This is a genomic window from Cellulomonas oligotrophica, from assembly GCF_013409875.1.
GTDB lineage: Bacteria > Actinomycetota > Actinomycetes > Actinomycetales > Cellulomonadaceae > Cellulomonas > Cellulomonas oligotrophica.
This window is the reverse complement of the sequence record NZ_JACCBK010000001.1, coordinates 3,337,161-3,362,255: the sequence shown is the minus strand read 5'-3', so window position 1 is coordinate 3,362,255 and position 25,095 is coordinate 3,337,161. Positions and strand designations below refer to the sequence as shown.

Annotated in this window: 25 protein-coding genes and 1 pseudogene; 14 read left to right on the top strand and 12 right to left on the bottom strand. The window is 75.1% G+C overall.

All coding sequences use genetic code 11. The features are described 5' to 3' along the window. Positions 1-19: 19 nt before the first annotated feature. Both BKA21_RS15370 and mca read right to left on the bottom strand, forming a co-directional pair. A complete protein-coding gene (locus BKA21_RS15370) occupies positions 20-448 on the bottom strand; it encodes a hypothetical protein (RefSeq protein WP_140459834.1) in 429 nt (142 codons plus the stop codon). Beyond that, positions 445-1,308 carry a mycothiol conjugate amidase Mca gene (gene mca / locus BKA21_RS15365; protein WP_140459969.1) on the bottom strand — a complete coding sequence of 288 codons (864 nt, stop codon included), beginning with the start codon at positions 1,306-1,308 and terminating at the stop codon, positions 445-447. The genes BKA21_RS15370 and mca overlap by 4 nt, the downstream gene beginning before the upstream one ends. Before the next feature lie 95 nt (positions 1,309-1,403). On the opposite strand from mca, the gene BKA21_RS15360 reads away from it, so the two are divergent. Together BKA21_RS15360 and greA are read left to right on the top strand one after the other, a co-directional pair. Then, positions 1,404-1,808: a DUF4307 domain-containing protein gene (locus BKA21_RS15360; protein ID WP_140459833.1), complete on the top strand. Its 405-nt coding sequence runs from the start codon at positions 1,404-1,406 to the stop codon at positions 1,806-1,808. A 204-nt stretch (positions 1,809-2,012) separates the two neighbouring features. Continuing rightward, positions 2,013-2,498 carry a transcription elongation factor GreA gene (gene greA / locus BKA21_RS15355; protein ID WP_140459832.1) on the top strand — a complete coding sequence of 162 codons (486 nt, stop codon included), beginning with the start codon at positions 2,013-2,015 and terminating at the stop codon, positions 2,496-2,498. A 66-nt stretch (positions 2,499-2,564) separates the two neighbouring features. On the opposite strand, the gene ilvA is transcribed toward greA, so the two are convergent. From ilvA to BKA21_RS15340, 3 genes are read right to left on the bottom strand one after another with little or no spacing between them, the layout of a single operon-like run. Then, positions 2,565-3,773, bottom strand: a complete 1,209-nt coding sequence (ilvA, locus tag BKA21_RS15350) for a threonine ammonia-lyase (protein ID WP_140459831.1) — start codon at positions 3,771-3,773, stop codon at positions 2,565-2,567. After that, positions 3,770-5,083: an AI-2E family transporter gene (locus tag BKA21_RS15345; protein ID WP_373308203.1), complete on the bottom strand. Its 1,314-nt coding sequence runs from the start codon at positions 5,081-5,083 to the stop codon at positions 3,770-3,772. Before BKA21_RS15345 ends, ilvA begins: the two co-directional genes overlap by 4 nt. Beyond that, positions 5,080-6,315 carry a cystathionine gamma-synthase gene (locus BKA21_RS15340; protein WP_140459830.1) on the bottom strand — a complete coding sequence of 412 codons (1,236 nt, stop codon included), beginning with the start codon at positions 6,313-6,315 and terminating at the stop codon, positions 5,080-5,082. The genes BKA21_RS15345 and BKA21_RS15340 overlap by 4 nt, the downstream gene beginning before the upstream one ends. 105 nt (positions 6,316-6,420) lie before the next feature. Here BKA21_RS15340 and msrA point away from each other — a divergent pair, with 105 nt between their 5' ends. Continuing rightward, positions 6,421-7,098, top strand: coding sequence for a peptide-methionine (S)-S-oxide reductase MsrA (gene msrA / locus BKA21_RS15335; protein ID WP_140459829.1), 678 nt, complete (start codon positions 6,421-6,423; stop codon positions 7,096-7,098). A gap of 227 nt (positions 7,099-7,325) precedes the next feature. On the opposite strand, the gene BKA21_RS15330 is transcribed toward msrA, so the two are convergent. Continuing rightward, positions 7,326-7,484 (bottom strand): hypothetical protein, encoded by a 159-nt coding sequence (locus BKA21_RS15330; protein WP_170209067.1) that lies wholly within the window; start codon positions 7,482-7,484, stop codon positions 7,326-7,328. Positions 7,485-8,001: 517 nt separating this feature from the next. Here BKA21_RS15330 and BKA21_RS20375 point away from each other — a divergent pair. The 4 genes and pseudogenes from BKA21_RS20375 to BKA21_RS15315 all read left to right on the top strand — a co-directional run. After that, positions 8,002-8,094 (top strand): annotated as a pseudogene (locus BKA21_RS20375) (AAC(3) family N-acetyltransferase); the annotation flags it as partial. 32 nt (positions 8,095-8,126) lie between these two features. Continuing rightward, a complete protein-coding gene (locus BKA21_RS20270; RefSeq protein ID WP_239072930.1) occupies positions 8,127-8,339 on the top strand; it encodes a hypothetical protein in 213 nt (70 codons plus the stop codon). Between the two features lie 23 nt (positions 8,340-8,362). Continuing rightward, the gene (locus BKA21_RS15320) at positions 8,363-8,866 is read left to right on the top strand and encodes a GNAT family N-acetyltransferase (RefSeq protein ID WP_218887017.1); all 504 of its coding nucleotides are present in this window, start codon (positions 8,363-8,365) and stop codon (positions 8,864-8,866) included. A 247-nt stretch (positions 8,867-9,113) separates the two neighbouring features. Continuing rightward, complete coding sequence (locus BKA21_RS15315) at positions 9,114-10,658, top strand: ATP-dependent DNA ligase (RefSeq protein ID WP_140459827.1); 1,545 nt, start codon at positions 9,114-9,116, stop codon at positions 10,656-10,658. A 30-nt stretch (positions 10,659-10,688) separates the two neighbouring features. On the opposite strand, the gene BKA21_RS15310 is transcribed toward BKA21_RS15315, so the two are convergent. Next, the gene (locus tag BKA21_RS15310; protein ID WP_140459826.1) at positions 10,689-11,057 is read right to left on the bottom strand and encodes a VOC family protein; all 369 of its coding nucleotides are present in this window, start codon (positions 11,055-11,057) and stop codon (positions 10,689-10,691) included. 59 nt (positions 11,058-11,116) lie between these two features. Between BKA21_RS15310 and BKA21_RS15305 the strand changes: the two genes are divergently transcribed. From BKA21_RS15305 to BKA21_RS15280, 6 genes are all read left to right on the top strand, one after another. After that, positions 11,117-11,587, top strand: coding sequence for a MarR family winged helix-turn-helix transcriptional regulator (locus BKA21_RS15305; RefSeq protein ID WP_140459825.1), 471 nt, complete (start codon positions 11,117-11,119; stop codon positions 11,585-11,587). 48 nt (positions 11,588-11,635) lie between these two features. Beyond that, the gene (locus BKA21_RS15300) at positions 11,636-12,532 is read left to right on the top strand and encodes a CPBP family glutamic-type intramembrane protease (RefSeq protein WP_239072929.1); all 897 of its coding nucleotides are present in this window, start codon (positions 11,636-11,638) and stop codon (positions 12,530-12,532) included. Between the two features lie 57 nt (positions 12,533-12,589). Beyond that, complete coding sequence (locus BKA21_RS15295) at positions 12,590-13,861, top strand: FAD-binding protein (protein WP_140459824.1); 1,272 nt, start codon at positions 12,590-12,592, stop codon at positions 13,859-13,861. Positions 13,862-13,974: 113 nt separating this feature from the next. Further along, positions 13,975-15,411 (top strand): ferredoxin reductase family protein, encoded by a 1,437-nt coding sequence (locus tag BKA21_RS15290; RefSeq protein ID WP_140459823.1) that lies wholly within the window; start codon positions 13,975-13,977, stop codon positions 15,409-15,411. A gap of 6 nt (positions 15,412-15,417) precedes the next feature. Beyond that, entirely contained in the window at positions 15,418-15,963 is a 546-nt protein-coding gene (locus BKA21_RS20265) for an FMN-binding protein (RefSeq protein WP_140459822.1), read from the top strand. After that, the gene (locus BKA21_RS15280) at positions 15,960-16,787 is read left to right on the top strand and encodes an FAD:protein FMN transferase (protein ID WP_140459821.1); all 828 of its coding nucleotides are present in this window, start codon (positions 15,960-15,962) and stop codon (positions 16,785-16,787) included. Before BKA21_RS20265 ends, BKA21_RS15280 begins: the two co-directional genes overlap by 4 nt. 53 nt (positions 16,788-16,840) lie before the next feature. Here BKA21_RS15280 and BKA21_RS15275 read toward each other — a convergent pair whose 3' ends face one another. The 5 genes from BKA21_RS15275 to BKA21_RS15255 form a co-directional block, all read right to left on the bottom strand. Next, a complete protein-coding gene (locus BKA21_RS15275; protein ID WP_140459820.1) occupies positions 16,841-17,245 on the bottom strand; it encodes an FKBP-type peptidyl-prolyl cis-trans isomerase in 405 nt (134 codons plus the stop codon). 80 nt (positions 17,246-17,325) lie between these two features. Continuing rightward, a complete protein-coding gene (locus BKA21_RS15270) occupies positions 17,326-18,324 on the bottom strand; it encodes an acetylxylan esterase (RefSeq protein WP_140459819.1) in 999 nt (332 codons plus the stop codon). A gap of 81 nt (positions 18,325-18,405) precedes the next feature. Beyond that, entirely contained in the window at positions 18,406-19,812 is a 1,407-nt protein-coding gene (locus BKA21_RS15265) for a cystathionine beta-synthase (protein ID WP_140459818.1), read from the bottom strand. A 108-nt stretch (positions 19,813-19,920) separates the two neighbouring features. Further along, positions 19,921-20,745, bottom strand: a complete 825-nt coding sequence (locus BKA21_RS15260; protein ID WP_140459817.1) for a Bax inhibitor-1/YccA family protein — start codon at positions 20,743-20,745, stop codon at positions 19,921-19,923. Positions 20,746-20,851: 106 nt separating this feature from the next. Continuing rightward, positions 20,852-24,004 carry an efflux RND transporter permease subunit gene (locus BKA21_RS15255; RefSeq protein ID WP_140459816.1) on the bottom strand — a complete coding sequence of 1,051 codons (3,153 nt, stop codon included), beginning with the start codon at positions 24,002-24,004 and terminating at the stop codon, positions 20,852-20,854. Positions 24,005-24,198: 194 nt separating this feature from the next. Here BKA21_RS15255 and BKA21_RS15250 point away from each other — a divergent pair, with 194 nt between their 5' ends. Then, positions 24,199-25,074, top strand: coding sequence for a siderophore-interacting protein (locus tag BKA21_RS15250; protein WP_140459815.1), 876 nt, complete (start codon positions 24,199-24,201; stop codon positions 25,072-25,074). The last annotated feature ends 21 nt before the right edge of the window (positions 25,075-25,095 follow it).

Sequence of the window (25,095 nt, the reverse complement as noted above, 5' to 3'; positions counted from 1 at the left end):
GCCCGGCCGCAGCGCGGCATCAGTCGCCGCCCCCGCCGCCACCGCCGTCGGACCCGCCCGACGACCCGCCGTCCGACGAGCCGCCGGACGCCCCCCCGTCGGCCGACGGCGACGCGTCGGGCGTCGCCGTCCCGCCGTGCCCGTGGTCGGACCCGTGCAGCGCCGGGCCGTCGCCCGACGTCGCGTCGGCCGCCGTCGTCGCGGCCGCCGGCCCGCCGACCACCGACGCGCCGCCGTCCCCCTGCTGCTCGCGCTGCTGCCAGCGGTGCTGCGAGCGACGCATGCGCCGGCTCATCGAGATCGCCAGCGCGATCACGGCCAGCGCGAGCGCGAACGTCGCGACGAAGCCGATGAACCCGGGCGACCCCTCGCCCGTGGGGGTGACGGTGGGCCCGGGCAGGACGTCCGCGGGCAGCAGCACGTACGGGGCCAGGTGCAGCAGGTTCATCGGGCGTGCTCCGTCCCGCGGATCCCCGCGAAGAGGTCGTCCTCGGGCAGGGTGCTCGGCACGCGGGACTGCGCGAGCTCGAAGTCCTCGGTGCGCCACGTGGCCAGCTCGACCTCCCGCGGCACGGCGAAGAACCAGCCGTCGGGGTCGATCTGCGTCGCGTGGGCCCGCAGCGCGGCGTCCCGGGCGGCGAAGAAGTCCGCGCACTCCACGCGCGTGGTGACCGGCCGCTCCGGGACCTCGCGGGCCTGGCGCGAGTCGATCCAGTCGCTGAAGGGCGACTCGACGCCGGCCGCGACGAGCGCGTCGTGCACCGCCCGCATGCGCACCAGCGAGAACCCGTGGTTGTAGTAGAGCTTCAGCGGCGTCCAGGGCTCGCCCCGGCCGCGGTAGCGCTCGGGGTCGCCGGCGGCGGCGAACGCCTCGACCGAGACGCGGTGGCACATGATGTGGTCGGGGTGCGGGTACCCGCCCGAGGGGTCGTACGTCGTCATGACGTGCGGGCGGAACTCGCGCACGACCTCCACCAGCGGCGCGGACGCCTCCTCCAGCGGGACCAGCGAGAACGACCCGTCCGGCACGGGCGGCAGCGGGTCGCCCTCGGGCAGGCCCGAGTCGACGAAGCCGAGCCACTGCTGCCGCACGCCGAGCGCGGCCGCCGCGGCCGCCATCTCCTGCCGGCGCACCGCCCGCATGGCCTCGAGCCCCTCGGGGGCCGGGCCGTACCCGGGGTTCAGCACGTCGCCGCGCTCGCCGCCGGTGCAGGTCACGACGAGGACCTCGACCCCTTCGGCCGCATACCGGGCCGTCGTGGCGGCCCCCTTGCTCGACTCGTCGTCGGGGTGCGCGTGCACCGCCATGAGGCGCAGCCTGTCCGAGCTCACGTGGGGCCTTCCGTCGCAGGTCGGGGGACGAGTGACAATGATCCCTCACACCGGCTGCACCTGGAGGACCCGTGACCGTCCCGGCCCCACGCCCGCCCGCGGGGCGCTACGGCCCGGAGCCGACCGACGCCCGCCGCCGGCTCCAGCGCGTGGCGCTCGCCCTGCTCGTCGCGGCGGCGATGGTCGTGGTCGCCTGGATGGGCCGCGGCGTGCTCACCGACCCCGTGCAGTGGCGCGACGTCGGCTTCTCGGTCGACTCGGCCACGTCCGTGCAGGTGACCTTCGAGGTGACGACGCGGGACGGCGCCGCGGCGAGGTGCCGGGTGCAGGCGCTGTCGCAGTCCTACGCGCAGGTCGGGGTGCTGGACGTCGACGTGCCCACGTCACCGACGCCGACGCGGCGCGTCACCGTGACCGTGCCGACCGTGGAGCAGGCCGTCACGGGCACGCTCGACGGGTGCGACCCCGCACCCTGAGGCCCCGCACGGCCGGTGCCGACGGCCTCGCCTTGGTAGGGTCGTCGTTTACGCCGCCCCGGTCCGGCGTCGTACGACAGGTCGACGCGACCGCGCCGTGACACCCGCTCCCGTCCGCGCACCCGCCACCGCCCGCCGTCCGCGCCGCCGGGGTTCCTGCCGCCGGGAGACCGGCGGCGACCCCTGTGCGAGAAAGGAGCGATCGTGACAGACACCACCGCGGCCACGTGGCTGACCCAGGAGGCGCACGACCGCCTCAAGGAGGAGCTGACGCACCTCGAGTCCGTCGGGCGCAAGGAGATCGCGGACCGCATCGCGGCGGCCCGTGACGAGGGCGACCTGAAGGAGAACGGCGGCTACCACGCCGCGCGCGAGGAGCAGGCGAAGCAGGAGGCCCGCATCCGCGAGCTGCAGGCCAAGCTGCGCAACGTGCAGATCGGCACGCCCCCGGACGACGGCGTCGTCGAGCCCGGCATGGTCGTCACGGCGGTCGTCGCGGGCGACGAGATGACGTTCCTGCTGGGCTCGCGCGAGATCGCGGGCACGGCGGACATCGACGTCTTCTCCCCCACGTCGCCGCTGGGCTCGGCGATCAACGGCCGCAAGGTCGGCGAGAAGACCTCCTACGAGGCGCCGAACGGCAAGCAGATCCCGGTCGAGATCACGGCGGCCAGCCCGTTCCACGGCTGACGCACCGACCCACGACGGCGCCGCACCCCTCGGGGGCGGCGCCGTCGTCGTGCGGGACGCGCGGGGTCAGGCCTCGCGGATGGTGTAGCCGGCGCTGCGCAGCCCGTGCAGGAGCGTGCCGCAGTGCTCGGGCCCCTTGGTCTCGATCTGCAGGTCGATCGCGACCTCGCTCAGCGCCAGGTCGCCGCCCGTGCGGGTGTGCGCGACGTGCATGACGTTGCCACCCATGGCCGCGACGTCCTGCAGCAGCCCCGCCAGGGCGCCCGGGGCGTCCTCGACCCGCACGTGCACGTGCAGGTACCGGCCGGCGGACGCCAGGCCGTGCCGCACCACGCGCAGCAGCACGAGCGGGTCGATGTTGCCGCCGGACAGCACGCACACCACGGGACGCCCGTCGCCGGCCCAGGCGCCCGGGTCGGCCATGAGGGCCGCGACGGCCGCGGCGCCCGACGGCTCGACGACGAGCTTGGCCCGCTCGGCCACGAGCAGCAGGGCCCGGGACAGGTCCTCCTCCGAGACGGTCCGCACCGGTACGCGGTGGCTGGCGAGCACCTCGAACGGCACGTCGCCCGGCAGGCCGACCGCGATGCCGTCGGCCATGGTCCGCAGCTCCGGCGCCCGCAGCGGCCGGCCCGCGGCCAGCGACGCCGGGTAGGCGGCGGCGCGTGCGGCCTGCACGCCGACGACCCGCACGTCGGGCCGGTCGTGCAGCGCGGCGGTGATGCCGGCGGCCAGCCCTCCCCCGCCGACGGGCACGACGACGGTGCCGACGTCGGGCACCTGGTCCAGCACCTCGAGCGCGACGGTGCCCTGCCCGGCGTCGATGTCCGGGTGGTCGAACGGGTGGATCAGCACGGCGCCGGTGCGCTCGGCGTGCTCGCGGGCGCTGACAAGGGCCTCGTCGACGGACGTGCCCACCAGCTCGACGTGCGCGCCGTACCCGCGGGTCGCGGCGATCTTCGGCAGGGCCGCGTCGACGGGCATGAACACGACCGCGTCGATGCCGAGCAGCCCGGCGGCCAGGGCCACGCCCTGCGCGTGGTTGCCCGCGCTGGCCGCGACGACGCCGCGCGCCTTCTCCTCCGGCGACAGGCGCGACATGCGCACGTAGGCGCCGCGGATCTTGAACGACCCGGCGCGCTGCAGGTTCTCGCACTTGAGCCACACGTCGACGCCCACGAGGTCGGACAGGGCACGGCTGCGCTGCACGGGCGTGGGCTCGGCGACGCCCGCGAGCAGGGCGGCCGCGTCGAGGACGTCCTGGGGGCCGATCACGCGGTCACCTGCCCCGTGCCGGTCGCGGGCGGGGTCGACGGGCCGGTCGCGGCGGGCGCGTCCGTCGTCGCCCGGTCCGCCGAGGCCTCCTCCGCGGCGGCGGCGAGCGCGCGGTCCAGCACGGGGTGGCGTCGTGGTCGGACGTCGACATGGTCGTCGGTGCCCAGCTGCGGGAACTTGTCGTGCCCGTGCAGGTACAGCACGACCGTGTTGACGACGGCGGCCAGCGGCACCGCGAACAGCGCCCCGACGATGCCCGCGACGAGCGAGCCGCCGGCCACGACGAGCAGCACCGCCACGGGGTGCAGCGACACCGCGTGCCCCATGAGGAACGGCTGGAGCACGTGCCCCTCGATCTGCTGCACGACCAGCACGATCGCCAGCATGATCAGCGCCGAGACCCAGCCCTGCGTGACCAGGGCGACGAGCACCGCGACGGAGCCGGTGACGATCGCCCCGACGAACGGGATGAACGAGCCGAAGAACACGATGACGGCCAGCGGCACCGCCAGCGGCAGCTGCAGCAGCGCCGCCCCGGCGCCGATGCCGATGGCGTCGACGCCCGCGACGAGGATCTGCGTGCGCGTGTACGCGCCGAGCGTGACCCACCCGCGCCGGCCCGCCTGGTGCACGCGCTCGCGCGAGCCGCGCGGCAGCAGGCCCACGGTCCAGGCCCAGATGCCCCGGCCGTCGAACAGGAAGAACAGGGTGCAGAAGATCGCGATGAGCGCACCGGCGAACACGTGCCCGACGGTCACGCCGACCGACAGGGCACCGGCCGCGAGCTGGTCGCTGCTGCCGACGATCGCGTCCTGCGCGCTGCTCAGGTAGGTCTCGATGTCGCTCGTCGACAGGTGCAGCGGCGCCCCGGCGAGCCACGCGAGGAGCTGCCCGACGCCCTCCTCGGCCTGGTCCCACAGCTCGGCGATGCCCTGGACCATCTGCCCGCCCGCGAGCGCCAGCAGGCCGCCGACGATGACGAGCAGCGAGACGAGCGCGACGGCGGCGGCGGCGGGGCGCGGCAGCCGCAGCACCCGGTGCAGGGCGTCGACGACGGGGGCGAGGAGCACCGTCAGCAGCAGGGCGATCGCCACGGGGATGACGATGACCTTGAGCACGGTGACGAGCCACAGGCCCACGGCGACGGCCGCGAGGATGACCAGCGTCCGCCAGGACCACGCGGCGGCGGCCCGCACGGACGGCGGGACGGGGTCGGTCGGGGCCGGCGGGACCGTGGGTGCGGGCAGGGGCGTGCCCTGCGGCTGCGGCTCGTCGGCGAGGTCCTGCGGGGGTGTGGTCGGGGTGCTCACCGGCCGAGCCCGGCGGCGGCGAGCGCCTGCTCCAGGTCGGCGAGCAGGTCCTCGACGTCCTCGATGCCGACGGACAGGCGCACGAGGTCCGCGGGGACCTCGAGCGCGGTGCCGGCGACGGAGCCGTGGGTCATGCGGCCGGGGTGCTCGACGAGGGACTCGACGCCGCCGAGCGACTCGGCGAGCGTGAAGACGCGGGTGGCGCCGCAGACGGCGACGGCGGACTCCTCGGAGCCGGTGCGGAACGCGACCATGCCGCCGAACCCGCGCATCTGCCGGGCGGCGACCTCGTGCCCGGGGTGGTCGGGCAGCCCGGGCCACAGGACGTGCGTGACGCCGGGGTGCTCGACGAGCATCTGCGCGACAGCAGCGGCGTTGGTCTGGTGGCGGTCCATGCGGACGGCGAGGGTCTTCAGGCCGCGCAGGGTCAGCCAGGCGTCGAAGGGGCCGGCGACGGCGCCGGAGGCGTTCTGCCCGAAGGCCACGGCGTCGAGCAGCGCGGTGGTGCCGGTGGGACCGACGAGGCCCGCGGGCAGCTGCGCGCCGTCTGCGACGACGACCGCGCCGCCGACGACGTCGGAGTGCCCGCCGACGTACTTGGTGGTCGAGTGCACGACCGCGTCGGCGCCGAGCGCGAGGGGGCTCTGCAGGTACGGGGTGGCGAACGTGTTGTCGACGACGAGCACGGCCCCGACGGACCGGGCGTGCACGGCGATCGCCTCGATGTCGGCGATGCCGAGCAGCGGGTTGGTGGGCGTCTCGACCCAGATCGCCTTGGTGCGGCCGGGCTCGATGGCGGCGAGCACCGCGTCGGGGTCGGACAGGTCGACGGGCGTGTGGTCGATCCCCCACGGGCCGAGCACGCGCGCGATCAGCCGGTACGTGCCGCCGTACGCGTCGTCCGGCACCACGACGTGGTCGCCGGGCCGCAGCACGGCGCGCAGCAGCGTGTCCTCGGCCGCGAGGCCGGATGAGAACGCGAAGCCGGCCGCACCGCCCTCGACGGCCGCGAGGGCCTCCTCCAGGGCGTGCCGCGTGGGGTTGCCCGAGCGCGAGTACTCGTACCCGTCGCGCAGGCCGCCCACGCCGTCCTGCTTGTAGGTCGAGACCTGGTGGATCGGCGGCACCACGGCCCCGGTGCGGGGGTCGGGGTCCTGACCTGCGTGGATGGCACGCGTCGAGAACCCTGCGGTGGTCCAGTCGTGGGCGGCGTCGAACGGGTCGGTCGTCACGGGTCAAGGCTAGGTGCTGCGGGGGTGTGCTGCGCCGCCGCACGCGCGGAACACGGCGGCCGTGCGCACGGTTGGAGCGGGTGGACGAGGGGAAGGAGAGCCACGATGGCCTCGCTGTACGACCTGCTCATCGGATCGTCGGCCCGCACGCAGATGGTCGACGCCGACCGCGCGCTCAAGGGCCGCGACGACTACGCCTACGAGGTGCCCGCCACCCACACGGTGCTCGGCACCCCCCTGCAGGGCCCCTGGCCCGAGGGCACCCGCGTGCTGTACCTGGCGTCCGGCTGCTTCTGGGGCGCCGAGAAGGAGGCCTGGCAGCTGCCGGGCGTCGTCACCACCGCCGTCGGGTACATGGGCGGCTTCACGACGTACCCCACGTACGAGGAGACCTGCACCGCCCGCACCGGGCACACCGAGACCGTGATGGTCGCGTACGACCCGACCCGCCTGTCGGACGTGGACCTGCTCCGCCACTTCTGGGAGGAGCACGACCCCACGCAGGGCTTCCGCCAGGGCAACGACGTCGGCACCCAGTACCGCTCCGCGGTGTTCACCACGACGCCCGAGCAGCTCGACGCCGCCCGCTCCACCCGCGAGCAGTACGCCCCGCGGCTGAAGGCCAACGGCTACGGCGACATCACCACCGAGATCCGCAGCGCTGACGAGGCCGGCCCGTTCTACTACGCCGAGGCCTACCACCAGCAGTACCTCGACAAGAACCCGGGCGGCTACTGCCCGGTCAACTCCACCGGCGTCGCCTGCCCGGCCCCGCCCGCCTGACCCTGCCGTCACTCGCCCGGGACCTCCTGCTGAGGTCCCGGGCGCGCTCGGCGTGAAGATCCATGGCCATGCCGCTCGCGCGCGGCGCGAAGGCAAGAAGAAGCCCCAGGCGCTTGAATCAGAGGCGACACTGGGGCGTTCACCAGCCAGGCTAGCGTCCTCAGGTGTCAGGCCGGCGAGCTCGCCCCCGTCGAGCACCGTCTCGCCGTACCCCGGTTCGAACGCCGTCACGAAGTGCGGCGCGTGCGCGCAGCGACGAACTTCTCCACCTTCGGAGAGCCGAGGAACTCGCGCGGGACCACGCGGCCTTCGAGCTTCGCAGAGTCGCGGCTGGAGCGCTCCGCGGTGCGTTTGATCGCCGCCAGGTCGATGACTCGACGTGCCATGTCCGCCTCCGCCTCGTCGTCCGGAGCTCCACGCTAGCCCCGCACGTGGTCAGTGATCACGGGCGATGGACGGCCGCTCCTGGCGCGACACCCGTGCACCGGACACCCGACGGCGCTCGTGGCCCGGCCGCCGGCGCGTAGCCTCGCGCGCATGCCGTGGTTCTCCCGCGGGCCGGATGCAGGGCACGCCGCCTGGTGGCAGCGCAAGGCGTTCGTCGAGAGGCACGAGATCGTCTCGGCGGGCGAGCACCCCGCCGTCGTCCGCGGTCGGGGCCGTGACATGCCCACCCTCCACGTACGGGACCCCCGGGTACGTGCCAGCACGGGTCGGGCGCGCAGGGCGCCGTGCACGGCGTCGCGCGACCGTGCACGTCGAGCACGCCCTTGAGAGCCTGGAGCGTCTGCGCGGGCCCGCGGACCCTCGCCCTGCGCGTCGAGGACCCCTCGGTCACGGACGGGCAGCAGCTGGTGGCGTCGGCCGCTCGGCCGGCTCTGGGACCTGGACGCGCAGGTCCTCATGATCGGGACCTCGTGGTCCACCTGCACCGCGCTCCATCTCGCCGAATACCGCGTGCACTACCCCGGACGCAGGTACGGTCGGTGGCCCGTCCCGGTAGGCGTCCGTCCGGACGGCGACACACGGTGGGCGCAGTTCCGGAGCTCGTCGTCTGGGAGGGCGACGTCGACGAGCTCGGCGAGAGCAGCGGGTCGGCGGTCCGCGTCACCCGGTGGCTGCCGGAGCACCGCCACCTGACGCGGTTCACGGCCCCGCCTGGGTGGGACGGGATGGCACCGGCAGACGACGGACTGCCGGTGACGAACAGCATCGACGACGACCGGAGAGCGAGAAAGTGACTACCGAGGTACAGCTGCGTGCTGTGGTGGAGCAGGACCTGGCCACCTTCGAGGCGGCGCTCAGCTCCCGGGAGGGGACCGGTGAGTTCCAGTGGTTCGGCTTCACGTCGTTCCACGGGGTCCGGCGCCGGTTCGCCGAGGACGGCCTCATCGGGCCGGACGGCGGTGTTCTGACCGTCACGTGCGGCGGCGACTGCGCCGGTCGGGTGGAGTGGTTCCCGAGCGCCTGGGGGCGCCCGGCCACGTCCACCTGCTGGACGCTCGCGATCGCCATCCTCCCGGTGTGGCGCGGCCAGGGGATCGGCACCGCCGCGCAGGCGCTGCTCGTCGACCACCTCTTCAGCAGCACGAGGGTGGAACGGGTGCAGGCGTTCACGGACGTCGACAACGTGCCGGAGCGTCGCGCACTGGAGCGTTGCGGCTTCACGCTCGAAGGAGTTCTGCGGCGCGCGCAGTGGCGCGACGGCGGGTGGCACGACCAGGCGCTCTACTCGGTGCTGCGCCCCAAGGATCCGCAGGTGCCGTGACGCAGGTTCCGTCCGCGCTCCGCGGAGCCGCCGAGGAGATCACCCGCTCCCGCTTGGACGATGGTCTCGACGCCCAGGTGCGCACCCAACGACGTGCCGGTGGGGCAGCGACGGCCTGGACGAGCACTGGCCGGACCGCCGCCCCGCGTGAGCACAGGTGATCGCGGTGGAGGACCGGGCGGCCCGGCCCTGACGTACGCCGCTCGTCGCGGTCGCCGGTGTCGGTGGGGCGGCGCAGGATGGCGGGGTGCTGCTCGTCGAGGTCGCCGCTGCGTCCACCGCCGTCGCCGCGACGCGGTCGCGGCTGGCGAAGCGGGCCGTGCTGACCGGGGCGCTGCGGGCCGCGGCGGCGGACGGGCCGGAGACGGTCGCGGTGGTCTCCCGGTACCTGGGCGGGGAGCTGCGGCAGCGGCGCACCGGGCTGGGGTGGCGGTCGCTGACGCTGCCGCCGGCCGCGGCGGAGCCGTCGCTCGACGTGCTCGACGTGGACCGGACGTTCGCGGGCATGGCCGCGCTGTCCGGGCCGGGGTCGGCCGGGGCGCGGCAGCAGGCCGCCGACGCGCTGCTGCGGGCCGCGACGCCGGACGAGCAGCGGCTGCTCGTCGGACTGGTGACCGGTGAGGTGCGGCAGGGGGCGCTCGACGCGCTGCTGCTGGACGCGGTCGCCGAGGCGTCCGGCGTCGAGGCGGAGATGGTGCGACGGGCCGCGATGCTCGCCGGCGAGACGGAGGCCGTGGCCGTCGCAGCGCTCGGGGCGCCCTCCCCGGACGACGCGCGGCTCGCGCTGGGCGGGTTCGCGCTGACCGTCGGGCGGCCGGTCCGGCCGATGCTCGCGCAGTCGGCACCCGACGTCCCCTCCGCGGTGGCCCGCCTGACCGAGGGCGGCGCGGAGGTCGTCGTCGACACCAAGCTCGACGGCATCCGCATCCAGGTGCACCGCGACGGCGACGACGTGCGCGTGTGGACGCGCAGCCTGGACGAGATCACGGCGCGCGTGCCCGAGGTCGTCGCCGCGGTGCGCGCCCTGCCCGCGCGGGTGCTCGTGCTCGACGGGGAGGCGCTGACCCTCGATGCCGAGGGACGCCCCCGCCCGTTCCAGGAGACCGCGTCGCGCAGCGCCACCCGCGACACCGACGTCGCGGCCGCGACCGCGCTGACGCCGTTCTTCTTCGACGTCCTGCACGTCGACGGCCGCGACCTGCTCGACGCCCCGCTGCACGAACGCCTGAAGGTCCTCGACGCGGTGGCCGCCCCGCACGTCGTGCGGCGCGTGGTGACGTCCGACTCGGACGTGGCCGCCGCGCACTTCGCCGACGTCGTCGCCGCCGGGCAGGAGGGCGTCGTCGTCAAGGCCGCCGACGCCCCCTACGAGGCCGGGCGCCGGGGCGCCGCGTGGGTCAAGGTCAAGCCCCGGCACACCCTCGATCTGGTCGTCCTGGCCGTCGAGCGCGGGTCCGGGCGTCGCGCGGGCGTGCTGTCGAACATCCACCTGGGTGCCCGCGACCCGGCGACCGGCGGGTTCGTCATGCTCGGCAAGACGTTCAAGGGCATGACCGACGAGATGCTCGCCTGGCAGACGCGGCGGTTCCGCGAGCTGGAGGTCGCCGACGACGGCTGGACCGTGACCCTGCGCCCCGAGCAGGTCGTCGAGATCGCCTTCGACGGCCTGCAGCGCTCCACCCGCTACCCCGGCGGCGTCGCCCTCCGCTTCGCCCGCGTGCTCCGCTACCGCGACGACAAGACCGCCGCCGAGGCGGACACCGTCGACGCCGTCCGAGCGATGCTGACCTGACGCATCTCGCCGGATCGCCCCCCCCGGGTCTCAGGCGCGGTCGTGGAGGGTGACGTGGTAGCCGTCGGGGTCGGCGAACGTGAACGTCCGGCCGAAGGGGCCGTCCACCGGTGCGGAGACGATCGTGCGTCCGTCGGCCGCCAGGGCGTCGTGGATCTCCTGGACGTCCGTGGCGTGGAGCCAGACGGCGACGCCCGTCCCGGGCTGGGCGACGGAGGCGAGGTCGGTGCCCGGCGCGACGTCGCGGAGCGCGAAGGCGATGGGTGCGGTGTCGAACACGACGGCGTGGGGCGGCCCGGCGGGTGAGCGCACGAGTCCGAGGTACCGCTCGTAGAAGGCCTGGGAGGCGGCGAGGTCGCGCACCTGGAAGGAGATGAAGTCGGGGCCGGTCGCAGGCATGGTGCTCCTTGGGTTGATGTCAGGAACCTGACATCCTCACTCTATGTCAGGCTGCTGACATGAACGTGCGCCGCACCGGGATCGACCTCGACACCTCGCTGGGCTACGCGCTCAAGGAGGCGGCCAGCGCCCTGCGCTCGGCCATGGAGGACGCGCTGCGGCCCCTCGGCCTGGGAGTCACCCAGTACGCGTGCCTCGAGCTGCTGGACCAGCGCCCCGGGCTGTCGGCCTCCGACCTGGCACGGGGCGTGTTCGTGACGCGGCAGACGATGAACGTGCTGCTCCAGGCCCTCGAGCGCGACGGCATGGTCGCCCGGGACGCCGACGCCGCCCTCGGACGGTCGCTCCCCGCCCGGCTGACCACCCGAGGGCGGGCCGCGCTGCAGGACGCCACCACGGCCGTGCGCGCCGTCGAGGTCAGGATGCTGACCGGGCTGACCGAGGCCGAGCAGACCCACGCGTTGCAGGTCCTGACCGGCATGGCCAGCGCGCTGCGCGCCCCGGCACCGCCCGACCCGGACGGCGCGTGACGTCCGCGTGCGGTGGTGAGCCCCGCAGGCGGCTGGCAGGGTGTGCGGATGGGCGAGCCGGGGCACGGGCCGAGCACCGACGCAGCCGTCCCTGCGAGCCCCGAGAGCCCCTCGGCCACCACGGCACGTCCCACCGGGACCCCGGCAGCGGCGTGGCGGGTGCTGGCGGCGGCGCTGGTGTGCGGGTCGGCGGTGCTGCTGTTCGCGGTGCACGTGCGGCCGCTGGGGTACGTGCCGCTGCTGGTCGGCGTCGCGCTGGCGTGGGCGGTCGACCGGGTGCTCGGTGCCGACCTCCTGATCATCGCGGCGGGCATGGGGATCGTCAGCACGATCCCGCTGGGTGCGGACCTGTCCGACGCGGGGATGGTGCGGTTCACCATCGCGCTCGCGCTGGCGGTGGTCGTGCCGTTCGTGCTGTCGCGGCACGTGCTCGGGGACGACGTCATCCGGTTCCCGTGGCGCACCGGCAAGCGGTGGACGCGCACGCAGTGGATCTACCTCGTCAGCGTCGTCGGGGTGGCGTACCTGCTGCTGCCGTTCTACTTCCTGTCGTCCGGGGCCTACCAGAACTGGCCGACGGTCGTCACGGGCGACGAGGTCGCGCGGCTGTTCGTGGGCGTGAACGCCGTGGGCACGTGGGACGAGCTGTTCTTCATCTGCACGGTCTTCGCGCTGCTGCGCCGGCACTTCGGGCTGTGGACGGCGAACGTGCTGCAGGCGACGGTGTTCGTGTCGTTCCTGTGGGAGCTGGGGTACCGCGAGTGGGGGCCGCTGCTGACGATCCCGTTCGCGCTGATCCAGGGGTTCACGTTCTCGCTGACCAAGTCGCTGACGTACGTGCTGGTGGTGCACCTGCTGTTCGACGCGCTCGTCTTCATGGTGCTCGTGCACGCGCACACCCCCGAGCTGTTCGACATCTTCGTCACCGCGCCCGCGCGCCCGTGACCACCCGTCCCTGACACCACGCCGGCACCGCCGCCGAACTCCGCCGGGAGGCTCTCCGTGACGCACGCCCTGACCACCTGGGCCGGGTCCCACACGTTCACCGGCGGGCCGGTCGTCCACCCGCGGACCGTGGCGGAGGTCGCCCAGGTCGTGGCGGGGGCCCGGCACGTGCGGGCGCTGGGGTCGCGGCACTCGTTCAGCGACCTCGCGGACTCCCCCGGCACGCTCGTCGTGCTCGACCGTCTCGACGTGCCGACGGTCGTCGACGCCGCCGCACGCACCGTGACGGTGGGCGGGGGCGTGCGGTACGGCGACCTCGCCCGCGACCTGCACGCGCAGGGCTGGGCGCTGCACACGATGGCGTCGCTGCCGCACATCGCCGTCGCCGGGACGGTGGCCACCGCGACCCACGGCTCGGGCGACACGACCGTCAACCTCGCGGCCGCCGTGCGGGGCCTGGAGCTCGTCGGCGCGGGCGGCCAGGTGCGCACGCTCACCGCGGACGACCCCGAGCTGGCCGGGTCGGTCGTCGCGCTCGGCGCGCTCGGCGTCGTCACCCGCGTGACGCTCGCGGTCGAGCCGGCGTACGACGTCGCCCAGGAGGTCTGGCTGGACCTGCCGTGGACGACGGCGCTGGAGCGGCTCGACGCCCTGACGTCGTCGGCGGCGTCGGTCAGCCTGTTCACGGACTGGCGCGGCGACCGGGTCGGGCAGGTGTGGCGCAAGCACCGCGTGACCCCGGGCGTGACGTGGCGCCTGCCGGAGCCGGGCGACGAGCTGGCCGGCGCCCGCCGCGCACCGGGCCCCGTGCACCCCGTGCCGGGCGCCGATCCGGCGGCGTGCACCACGCAGGGCGGCGCGCCCGGGCCGTGGCACGAGCGGCTGCCGCACTTCCGCCTCGACCACACCCCGAGCGCGGGGCAGGAGCTGCAGTCGGAGTGGCTCGTGCCGCGGGCGCACGCGGTCGCCGCGATCGGCGCCGTCCGCGACCTGGCCCCGCTGGTGTCGCCGCTGCTCCAGGTCAGCGAGGTCCGCACCGTCGCCGGCGACGACCTGTGGCTGTCGACGGCCGCGGGCGGGGACCGTGTGGCCCTGCACTTCACGTGGCACCCGCGCCGGGCCGAGGTCGACGCCGCGCTGCCCGTCCTCGAGGCGGCCCTCGCACCGTTCGACGCGCGCCCGCACTGGGGCAAGCTCTTCGCCGCCACCGGGGACGCGCTGCGCGCCGTGCACCCGCGGTGGGACGACGCCCGTGCCCTCCTGGCGCGCCGCGACCCCGACGGGGTGTTCACCAACGACTTCCTGCGGCGCACGGGGCTGCGCGACTGACCGACGGGGCGGGTGATCTCTCGCGCCCACAGGTGGTTCTCAGGCGGTCCGCAGCATCCGACCGGGCTGCGCGTCGATCCTCAGATCGTCGCCCCGCCCCCAGGAGCCCCCCCATGACCGCCACGCACGCCCCCCGCGCCGGCTCGCCCGACGTCCTGCCCGCACCCCGCCCGCCCACGGCCGCCGTGCGGCTGCGCCCACCGGTGAGACGCCGGTGGTGGTACGACGCGGTCGCCGTGGTCGTCGTCGCCCACCTCGCCGTGGTGACGACGCTGTGGTCGACCTCCGGAGGGCTGGACGTCAGCACGCCTGCCGCGGCCCTGTCGTCGACGGGCCGGCTGACCGGGCTGTGGGCGAGCGCGCTCCTGCTCCTTCAGGTGCTCGGCATGGCCCGCGTGCCGTGGGTCGAGCGGGCCGTCGGCCAGGACCGGCTGACCGTGTGGCACCGCTGGTCGGGCTTCACGTCGTTCTGGCTGATGCTCGCCCACCTCGGGCTGATCACCGGCGCCTACGCGCTGCTCGAGGGCCGCGGGTACGTCGCCGAGCTCGTCTCGATGACCCTGACGCTGCCCGGCATGCTGCTGGCCGCTGCGGGCACGGTGCTGCTCGTCGCGGTCGTCGTGCTCTCGGTGCGCGCCGCGCGGCGGCGGGTCCGGTACGAGTCCTGGCACCTGCTGCACCTGTACGCGTACCTCGGCGTGGGCCTGGCCCTGCCGCACCAGCTGTGGACCGGCACGAGCTTCCTCACCCACCCCTGGGCCGCGACGTACTGGTGGGGGCTGTACGCGCTGACCCTCGGGGCCGTGCTCGTGCACCGCGTCGTCGTCCCTCTGGTCACGTCGTGGCGGCACGACCTGGGCGTGCTCGACGTGCGCCCCGACGGCGCGGGCGTCGTCTCCGTGGTCGTCGGCGGGCGCGACCTGGACCGCCTGCGCGTCGAGGCCGGGCAGTTCTTCGTCTGGCGGTTCCTCACGGGCCCCGGCTGGACCCGCGGGCACCCGCTCAGCCTGTCCGCCGTCCCCACCACCGCGGGGCTGCGCACCACCATGGACGTCACCGGCGACGACGGCGCGCGCATCGCGACCATGCGCCCCGGCACCCGGGTGCTCGTCGAGGGTCCCTACGGCCGGACCACCACGAGCACCCGGACCCGCCCGCGCATCGCCGGGATCGTCGCGGGCGCGGGCATCGCCCCGCTCGTCGGGCTGCTGCAGGACAACGCGGCGACGCCGGGCTCCGACACCCTGCTCGTGCGGGTCGGCCGGGACGACGAGCTCGCGCTGCGCACCGACCTGGACGACCTCGTGCACCACGCCGGGCTGCGGCTGGTGACGCTGCCCGGGCCACGGTCGCGCACCGGCACCCCGTGGCTGCCCCGCGACCTCGGCCACCACCGCGGCCCCGCCGCGCTGCGCGAGCTCGTCCCCGGGCTCGTCGACCACGACGTCTTCGTCTGCGGGCCGCCCGCCTGGGCCGCCCACGTGGTCGAGGACCTGCGCACCACCGGCGTGCCGGCCGCACGCATCCACGTCGAGAGCTATGTCTGGTAGGCCGCCGTGCGACGCATCGTCCTGAGCACCCTCGCCACCGTCTCGGGCCTCGTGGCCCTCTTCTCCTACCCCACCAGCCTCGACCGCCCCCTGACCTCCGACGCGACGGCGGGCACGGCCTCCGGCACGTCGACGGCGGAGCCGACGTCCGGGGCGTCCGCCACCGCCGACGCCACGCCCAGCCCGACGGCAGGCACCACGACCGCCCCCGCCGACGACACGTCCGGCACCACCACGGCGCCGGCCGAGGGCACGACCACCGACGGCGGCCTCGCCGACGGCACCTACACGGCGTCGACGACCATGCGGTACGGCGCGGTGAGCGTCACCGTGACCGTCTCGGGCGGCGCGGTGACGGGCGTCAGCGGCACGCAGTCCTCCAACGACCCGAAGTCGGAGCAGATCGCGGCGGGCGCCATGCCCACGCTCGACCAGGAGGCCGTCGCCGCGGCCGGGGACGCGGGGATCGCGATGGTCTCCCACGCGACGTACACCAGCCAGGCGTACGCGCAGTCCCTGCAGGCGGCCCTCGACCAGGCGGCGCAGGCGTGAGCACGGCCACGGACGTCCCGCTCGCGCTGCTCGCCGACGACGCCCGCCGCGAGGAGGCCGACGCGCTCGCCCGCCGGGCGGCGGACCTGCCAGCCCGCGGCTGGGTGGAGCACCGCATGGCGATGCCGTGGAGCCTGCGGGTCCGCGGCCGCCACGCCCACGACGAGGACACCGCGCAGGTGGTGGCCCGGGCGTACGCGCTCGTCGCGGAGATCGACGAGCAGCTGAGCCCCTTCCGGCCGGACTCGGCGCTGGAGCGGTACCGCCGCGGCGAGCTCGCCCTCGCCGACGCGCCACGGTCGCTGCGCCAGGTGCACCGCCGCTGCCTGCTGGCGCGCGAGGAGACCGACGGGGCGTTCGACGCGTGGGGGTGGCGCGACGGGTTCGACCCGACGGGACTGACCAAGGGCTGGGCGGTCGCGCAGGTGCTGGACGTGCTGGCCGAGGTCGACGGCGACGTCGCGGTCGGCGCCGGGGGCGACGTCGCCGTGCTGTCGCGGACGGGCCTGCCCTGGCGGGTGGGCGTCGAGGACCCCGAGGACCGGTCGCGCCTGCTCGGGCACGTGGACCTGCGCGACGGCGCGGTGGCGACGTCCGGCACCGCGGCCCGCGGGGAGCACGTGCGCGTCCCGGGCGGCGGTGCGGCGACGGGGCTGCGGCAGGCGACCGTCGTCGCGTCGTCGGTGGTGCGCGCCGACGTGTGGGCCACCACGGCCCTGGTGCTGGGCGCCGTGCGGGCGCGTGGGCGGCTGCACGCGCTGCCCGGCACGTCGGGCCTGCTCGTCGAGCCGGGCGGCACCGTGCACCGCTGGGCGACGCCCTGACGCACGTCGGCGGCCGTCCCCGCGGTGCGGGGAGGCCGCCGACGTGACGGGTGTCAGCTGACGCCGACGATGTCCACGACGAACACGAGGGTGTCGCCACCCTTGATGCCGGCCTGCGGGACGCCGCGGTCGCCGTAGCCCAGGTGGGACGGGATCGACAGCAGCACGCGCGAGCCGACCTGCTGGCCGACGAGGCCCTCGTCCCAGCCCGCGATGACCTGGCCGACGCCGATGCCGAAGCTGATCGACGAGCCGCGGTCGTAGGAGTTGTCGAAGACGTTCCCCTGCCAGGACTGGCCGAGGTAGTGGACCTCGATGTCCTGGCCGGCCTCGACGATCGCGCCGTCGCCACGGCTCAGGACGACGACCTCGAGCTCGTCCGACGGTGCGCCGTCGGGGAACGTGAGGACGGGCTTGGTGCCGTAGGGGCCCGAGACCTCGGGCAGGGCTGCAGCCATGTCGACTACTCCTTCGGTGGATGACAGTGCCGGACCATCCTGCCGTGCCGCGGGCGGTGCGGCGTCCCGGCCGGTCCTGCTCAGCGGCCCAGGACGCCCGCGAGCCAGCGCAGCTGGACCTCGAGCTGCACGGTCTGGCCGCCCTCGTGCCGGTTGTACGCGTACACCTCCATGGCCCGCTCCGGCCGGGTGGCGGCGAGGCTCCCGTAGTGGTTGTGGGCGGCGAACACGGTCGACGGCGGGCAGACGGTGTCGCGCAGGGCCACGGAGAACAGCGCGGGCGCGGTGGCGCGGCGGCCGAGGTGCACGCCGTCGACGTACGACAGGGTCCGCATGACCTGCGCCTCCCGGTCGCGGTGCACGGACAGGTACCGCACGACCTCGCCGTACGGGTCGTCGTCGGTGATCGCGAAGGCCCGCGGGAAGTGGCACAGGAACGGCACGTCGGGCATGACGGCGGCGAGCCCCTCGGACAGCCCGGCCACGGCGAGCGCGAGGCCGCCGCCCTGGCTGATGCCCGCGACGACGACCTGCGCCGGGTCGACGCCGGGCAGCGCGCGGGCCGCGTCGACGGCGCGGACGCCGTCGGTGACCAGGCGCCGGTAGTAGTACGTGGCGGGGTCGAGGACGCCGCGGGTCATGACGCCGGCCGTCGCGGGGCCCGAGCCGTGCGGGTCGGGGGTGTCGCCACCGGTGCCCCAGCCCGACCCCTGCCCGCGGGAGTCGACGAGCACGTGGACGTACCCGGCGGCGGCCCAGGCGAGGTGCTCGTGGGGGCGCCCGCGCCCGCCGCCGTAGCCGACCATCTCGACGACCACCGGCAGGGCGCTGCCGTCGTCGGCCGAGCCCGCGGGCCGCGTGACCCAGGCGCGGACGGGGTCGCCGGCGAACCCGGGGAACGTGAGGTCCTCGACGTCGATCAGCCGCAGCCCGGCCGCGACGGGCTCGCGGCGCAGCGCGAGGGGGTGGGTGCGGGCCTGCGCGAGCGTCGCAGCCCAGAACGCGTCGAGGTCGTCGGGCTCGTCGAGCGCGGGCAGGTAGCGCTCGAGCTCGGGCAGGGGCAGGTCGAACAGCGCCATCGCAGGTCCTCCGGGTCCGAGCCCGGCCGCAGGTCACCGGCCGGGCGCCGCGATCCTAGCGACAGCCGACAGCCCCTCTGGTCACCGCGCCAGGTACCCCAGCAGGTCGTGCCGGGTCAGCACGCCGACGGGCTGGCCGTCGTCGACGACCATGAGCGCGTCGGCCTTCTCCAGGGCCGCGCGCGCCTGGTCCACGGACTCCCCCGAGCCGATGAGCGGCAGCGCGGGGTCCATGTGCCGGTCCACCCGGTCGGTGAGCGTCGCCGCACCGGAGAAGACCGCGTCGAGCAGCGCGCGCTCGGAGACGGCGCCCTGGACCTCGCCGATCTTCACGGGCGGCTCGGCGCCGACGACGGGCATCTGCGAGACCCCGTACTCGTGCAGGATCTCGATGGCGTCGCGGACCGTCTCGGTGGGGTGGGTGTGCACGAGCGCGGGCAGCTCACCGGTCTTGGTGCGCAGCACGTCGGCCACCGACGCGCCCTCGCTCGCGGCGAGGAACCCGTACGAGCGCATCCACGCGTCGTTGAAGATCTTCGACATGTAGCCGCGGCCGCTGTCGGGGAGGATCACGACGTACACGGCCCTCGCGGCGGCCTCGGGGTCGGCGTCCTGCAGGGCGCGGGCGTGCCGCAGCGCCGCCTGGACGGCCATGCCGCAGGAGCCGCCGACGAGCAGCCCCTCTTCCTGCGCGAGCCGGCGGGTCATCGAGAACGAGTCCGCGTCGGTGACGGGGATGATCGCGTCGGGCACGCTCGGGTCGTACGCGGTCGGCCAGAAGTCCTCGCCGACGCCCTCGACGAGGTAGGGCCGGCCGTCGCCGCCGGAGTACACGGAGCCCGCCGGGTCGGCGCCGACCACCACCACGCGGCCGCCGTCGGCCGCGGGCCGGTCCGCCGAGACGTCGTGCAGGTACCGGCCGGTGCCCGTGATCGTGCCGCCCGTGCCGACGCCGGCCACGAGGTGCGTGATCCGCCCGTCGGTGTCGGCCCAGATCTCCGGGCCCGTGCTCGCGTAGTGGCTGGCCGGCCCGTTCGGGTTCGCGTACTGGTTGGGCTTCCACGCGCCGGGGATCTCCGCGGCGAGCCGGTCCGAGACGGAGTAGTACGAGTCCGGGTGGTCCGGCGGCACGGCCGTCGGCGTGACGACGACCTCGGCGCCGTACGCGCGCAGCACGTCCCGCTTGTCCTGGCTGACCTTGTCGGGGCAGACGAACACGCACCGGTACCCCTTGCGCTGGGCGACCAGCGCGAGCCCGACCCCGGTGTTGCCCGACGTGGGCTCGACGATCGTGCCGCCCGGCTGCAGCTCGCCCGAGGCCTCGGCGGCCTCGATCATGCGCAGCGCGATGCGGTCCTTCACCGACCCGCCGGGGTTGAGGTACTCGACCTTGGCCAGCACGGTCGCGGTCAGACCGGCGGTCACGGACGTCAGCTGCGCCAGCGGGGTGCCGCCGACCAGCTCGGAGATGTGGCGCGCGTACTTCACGGGGCAGATCCTCTCATCGGTGCCCGCGCGGGCGGGTCCGTCGGCGGGCCGGGACGCGACGAGGCCCCCGCCGGTGGGGCAGGGGCCTCGTCGTCAGGTCGGGACGGGTCAGTCGCCGCGCAGGATCGCGAGCAGGCGCAGCAGCTCGAGGTAGAGCCACACGAGCGTGACGATGAGCCCGAAGGCGGCCGCCCAGGCCATCTTCGCGGGCGCACCCTGCTCGACGCCGCGCTTGATCGCGTCGAAGTCGATCACGAAGCTCGCGGCAGCCAGACCGACCGCGAAGAGGCCGACCGCGATGCCCAGCGGGCCCGACCGCAACGGCCCAAACTCCCCGCCACCGACGCCGAACAGCATGAGGCCGAGGTTGACCAGGGAGAACACGGCGTAGCCGACGAGCCCGATGAGGACCATCCGCTGGAACTTCGGCGTGACGCGCACCTTGCCGGAGCGGAACAGCACGAGCGCGGTGGCGAACACCGAGACGGTCGCCAGCACCGCCTGCCCCACGATGCCGTTGTACGCCGCCTCGTAGTACGCGCTGATGCCGCCGAGGAACACACCCTGCGCGATCGCGTAGAGCGTGATGAGCGCCGGGCTGGGGTTCTTCTTGAACGCGTTGACCAGGCCGAGCACGAGGCCGACCACGGCACCGATGATCCACAGCCCGGGCGCGAGCACCCAGGTGGCGGCCGCGGTGGCGACGAGCACGACGAGCAGGCCACCGGTCTTGACGATGACGTCGTCGTACGTCAGGCGCCCGGTGTCCCGCGTGGTCGCGGACGGGGAGCCGTACATCTGCTCGAGGGTCGCGGCGTCGGCCGTCTGCGCCCCCGCGGTGCCGTAGGACACGGCGGTGGCGCCCTGGCCGCGGCGGCGCTTGTCGTTCGGGTCCCCGAAGAGGGGACTGTTGGAGAACACGGGGTTGGTCATTGCTGCTCCTGGTCGTGACCGGCCGGGATGGCACGGGCGGTCGCCCGTGCCGCTGTCGTCAACGTACCGAACGCCACGAGGATCCGCTTCGTTCCCACGGCGTCCGTCAGTCCTTCGCCGCGGCGGCGGGTGCGGCCGCGGGGGCGGCGCGGCGGTCGGCGCGGGCCTGTCGGCGGGCGGCGCGCCGGTCGGCCGCCCGCAGCTGCGCGCCCTCGGTGAGGGTGTACAGCACGGGCACGACGACCAGCGTGAGCAGCGTCGAGGTCAGCAGGCCGCCGATGACGACGATCGCCAGCGGCTGGGAGATGAACACCCCGCCGCCGGTGAGGCCGAACGCCATGGGCACGAGCGCGAAGATCGTGGCCGCCGCGGTCATGACGATGGGCCGCAGGCGCTTGCGCGAGCCCTCGGTGACGGCCTCGGCGAGGTCGCGCCCGCGGGCCCGGTACTGGTTGACCAGGTCGATGAGCACGATCGCGTTGGTCACCACGATGCCGACGAGCATGAGCACGCCGATCAGCGCCGGAACGCCCAGCGGGGTGCCGGTGAGCAGCAGGCCGAGCAGCGCCCCGGTCGCCGCGAACGGCACGGAGACCATGAGCACCAGGGGCTGCAGCAGCGAGCGGAACGTCGCGACCATGACGACGTACACGATGAGGATCGCGGCGAGCAGCGCCAGCCCGAGGTCGGCGAACGCGTCCTGCTGGTCGGCCGCGACGCCACCGACCTCGATGCTCGCGCCCGCGGGCACGTCGATCGCGTCGAGGGCCTCCTGCAGCCGGGTCGTCAGCGCCCCGAGGTCCTGGTCGGCCGGCGTCGCGGAGACGGTCGCCGCCCGGGCCCCGTCGATGCGGGTCACCTGCACGGGCACGTCCACCGTGGCGACGTCCGCCACCTGGGTGAGCGGCACGAGGCCCGTGGCCGTGGGCAGCACGACCGCCTCGAGGTCCGCGACGGTGCCCGGCACCTCGCCGGCCTCGACCGTCACGTCGACCGGGCCGTTGCCCAGGTCGACGGTGCCGACCGGCTGCGGGCTCATGAGCCCGGCGACCGTGCCGACGACCGCGGTCTCCGTCAGCCCCACGGCGGCGGCCGCCTCGCGGTCGACCGTGACCTGCACGGTCGGCTGCGCGGACGCCAGGTCGTTGGTGACGTCGGTGGTGCCCTCGACACCCTCGACGGCCTCCTGCACGGCGGACGCGAGGTCCTCGAGCTCGTCCGGGTCGTCGGCCTGCACGACGACGTCGACCGTGGAGGAGCCGAAGGCCGCGTCGCCGCCGGAGACGACGACCCCCTCGACGCCCTCGACCGCGGCGCGCACGTCGTCCTGGACGACCTCGGGGTCGGCGTCCTCGGCGAGCGTCAGCGCGTACGACGCGCTCGGCGCACCCCCGCCGCCGCCGAAGGCCGCCTCGGCGCCGCCGGCCGAGCCGACGGTCGTCTGCACCGTCTCGACACCGGCGACGTCGATCAGCGCCTGCTCGCGCTCGCGCGCCGCCTCGTCCTGCACGGCCAGCGACGTGCCGGGGGCGAACTCCTCGGTCACCGTGAGCGTGTCCTGCCCGGAGTCGCCGAGGAAGTTGGTCTCCAGCCGCGTCGTGAGCCCGAGCGTGCCGACGAACACCAGGACGGCGGCGAGCAGCGTGAGGACGGGGTGCGCGAGCGCGCCGCGCAGCGTGGCCAGGTAGGAGCGCTGCAGCACGCCGCGCCGCTCCTTCTCCTCCGCCGCCGCTCGTGCCGCGGCGCCGGCCTCGTCGGCCGCGTGGTCGCCGCGGATGAACCAGTACGCGAGCACCGGCACGATCGTCAGCGACACCAGCAGCGACGCGGCGAGCGCGACGGCCGTCGTGATCGCGAACGGTCGGAACAGCTCGCCGACCATGCCGCCGACGATGGCCAGCGGCGCGAACACGGCGATGGTCGCGACGGTCGACGACGTGACGGCGGACGCCACCTCGCGCACGGCGGTGAGGATCGCGTCCCGCTTGGCCTCGCCGTACGACAGGTGCCGCTTGATGTTCTCGATGACGACGATCGAGTCGTCGACGACGCGGCCGATCGCGATGGTCATGGCGCCGAGCGTGAGGATGTTCAGCGAGTAGCCGCCCAGCCGCAGGCCGATGAACGTCACGAGCAGCGACAGCGGGATGGAGATCGCGGAGACCAGCGTCGAGCGGACCGAGCCGAGGAACAGCAGGATCACCACGACCGCGAACACCAGGCCGAGACCGCCCTCGGTGGCCAGGCCCTCGATGGACTCCTCGATGAACGGGGCCTGGTCGAACACGACCGCCACGTCGACGTCCCCGCCGAGCTGGTCGGCGAGCTCGGCGACCGCGTCCTGCGCGCCGTGGGAGACGTCGACGGTGTTGCCGTCGGGGGTCTTGGTCAGGCCGACGGCGAGGGCGGGCTCGCCGTCGAGCCGGGAGAACGAGGTCGCGGGCACGGGGGCGAGGACGACGTCGGCGACGTCGCCCAGGACGACCTGGGCACCCGTGGCGGAGCCGAGCAGCGGCAGGGACTCGAGGTCCGCGACGTCGGAGATCTCGGACCCGGCCTGGACGGAGAGCGTGAGGTCGCCGTCGTCGACGGTGCCGGTGGGCAGGACGACGCCGTTGTCCTGCAGGAGGGTCTGCACGGCTGCGGGGCTCAGGCCGGCGGCGGTGAGCGCGGGCAGGTCGAGGGAGACGGTCACGGCCTGCTCGGCCACACCCGTGACGGAGACGTCGCGCACGCCCTCGACCTGCTCGAGGCGGGGCACGACGACCTCCTCGACGGCGCGGGCGAGCGCGGCGTCGGCGTCCTCGCCGTCGCCGACGTCGGCCGGGGTGCCGGCGATCGCGAGCTGCACGACGGGGAAGTCGTCGATGGAGCCGCGCACGACGGTCGGCTCGACGCCCTCGGGCAGGCCCGCGCGGCCGACGGCCTGCTCGAGGTCCTGCGCGGCGGCGTCGAGGTCCATCCCGTAGGTCAGCTCGACGACGGTGGTCGACACGGACGTCGAGGACGTCGAGGTGACGGACTCGACGCCGTCGATGCCGCTCACGGCCTGCTCGATCGGCTCGCTGACCTGGGACTCGACGAGCTGCGGCGATGCGCCGGGGTCGACGGCGACGACGACGGCCGTGGGGATCTGCAGGGACGGGATGAGCTCCTGCTTGAGGGAGCCGAGGCTGTTCCAGCCGAAGAGGACGATACCGACGGTCAGCAGCGCGACGACCGAGCGGTTGGCGAGCGAGAGCCGGGCGAGCCGGGACATGGATCCTCCGGGTGGGGTGCCGCGCGGGCACGGGGGTGACCGGTGGGACGGCGGTGACGCTGGGGCAAACGCCCGCCGGTCTCAGCGGGTTCCCGCGCCCCGCACAGCAGCCTGACAGGTGGCACCCACGTGGGCGAGCGCGGCCCCGTCCGCCCGCGCCGCCGAGCCGTCGCCGCGAGGTTAGGCTCACCTTCGTGACCTCTGGACCGACGCTCCCCCTCGCCCCGCCGCGGCGCCGCCCGGCGCCGCTCCTCGCGCGGGTGCTGCGCACGCAGCGGCTGACGCCGCACCTGGTGCGGGTGGTCCTCGGCGGGCCGGGCATGGCGCCGTTCGGCAGCCCGGAGCACGCGGACTCCTACGTCAAGCTCGGGTTCGCGCCGGCGGGGCCACGACCGCTGGGTGCCGACGGGCGGGTCGACGTCGAGGCGCTGCGGGCGGCGCTGCCGGAGGGGGCGCAGGTGCGCCAGCGGGCGTACACGGTGCGGGCGTGGGACGCCGCGGCCCTCGAGCTGACGCTGGACCTCGTGGTGCACGGCGACGAGGGCCTGGCGGGCCCGTGGTCGGTGGCCGCCCGGCCCGGTGACGAGGTCCTGGTCTACGGCCCCGGCGGGGCCTGGTCCCCGGACCCGGGCGTCGACGCGCACCTGCTGGCGGGGGACGCGAGCGCCCTGCCGGCGATCGCGGTGGGCCTCGAGCGCCTGCCGCGGGACGCGGTGGGGCTCGCGGTGGTCGAGGTGCACGGGCCGGCCGACGAGCTCGTGCTGGACGCCCCGGCGGGGGTGCGGGTGCTGTGGGTGCACCAGGGCGACGCGGCCCCGGGCGCGGGCCTGGTCGCGGCGGTGCGCGCGTGGCCCTGGCCGGGCGGGCGCGTGGGGGCGTTCGTGCACGGCGAGGCCGGCGCGGTGAAGGACCTGCGGGGGTACCTGCGCACCGAGCGGCAGGTGGCGCGCGCGGACCTGTCGATCTCCGGGTACTGGCGCCTGGGCGTCGACGACGAGGGCTGGCGCCGCACCAAGCGGGACTGGGCGCAGCAGATCGAGGACGCGGAGCAGGCCGCCGGCCTGGACTGAGGTCTCCCCCGGACCGGGCCC

Excerpts from the sequence above, each read along its gene's own strand:
- BKA21_RS15260 (WP_140459817.1), bottom strand. The coding sequence starts at position 20,745 with ATGACCAACCCCGTGTTCTCCAACAGTCCCCTCTTCGGGGACCCGAAC.
- msrA (WP_140459829.1), top strand. The coding sequence starts at position 6,421 with ATGGCCTCGCTGTACGACCTGCTCATCGGATCGTCGGCCCGCACGCAG.
- BKA21_RS15275 (WP_140459820.1), bottom strand. The coding sequence starts at position 17,245 with ATGGCTGCAGCCCTGCCCGAGGTCTCGGGCCCCTACGGCACCAAGCCC.
- BKA21_RS15270 (WP_140459819.1), bottom strand. The coding sequence starts at position 18,324 with ATGGCGCTGTTCGACCTGCCCCTGCCCGAGCTCGAGCGCTACCTGCCC.
- BKA21_RS15305 (WP_140459825.1), top strand. The coding sequence starts at position 11,117 with ATGAACGTGCGCCGCACCGGGATCGACCTCGACACCTCGCTGGGCTAC.
- BKA21_RS15330 (WP_170209067.1), bottom strand. The coding sequence starts at position 7,484 with ATGGCACGTCGAGTCATCGACCTGGCGGCGATCAAACGCACCGCGGAG.
- BKA21_RS15370 (WP_140459834.1), bottom strand. The coding sequence starts at position 448 with ATGAACCTGCTGCACCTGGCCCCGTACGTGCTGCTGCCCGCGGACGTC.
- BKA21_RS15255 (WP_140459816.1), bottom strand. The coding sequence starts at position 24,004 with ATGTCCCGGCTCGCCCGGCTCTCGCTCGCCAACCGCTCGGTCGTCGCG.
- BKA21_RS15310 (WP_140459826.1), bottom strand. The coding sequence starts at position 11,057 with ATGCCTGCGACCGGCCCCGACTTCATCTCCTTCCAGGTGCGCGACCTC.
- mca (WP_140459969.1), bottom strand. The coding sequence starts at position 1,308 with ATGGCGGTGCACGCGCACCCCGACGACGAGTCGAGCAAGGGGGCCGCC.
- BKA21_RS15290 (WP_140459823.1), top strand. The coding sequence starts at position 13,975 with ATGACCGCCACGCACGCCCCCCGCGCCGGCTCGCCCGACGTCCTGCCC.
- BKA21_RS15300 (WP_239072929.1), top strand. The coding sequence starts at position 11,636 with ATGGGCGAGCCGGGGCACGGGCCGAGCACCGACGCAGCCGTCCCTGCG.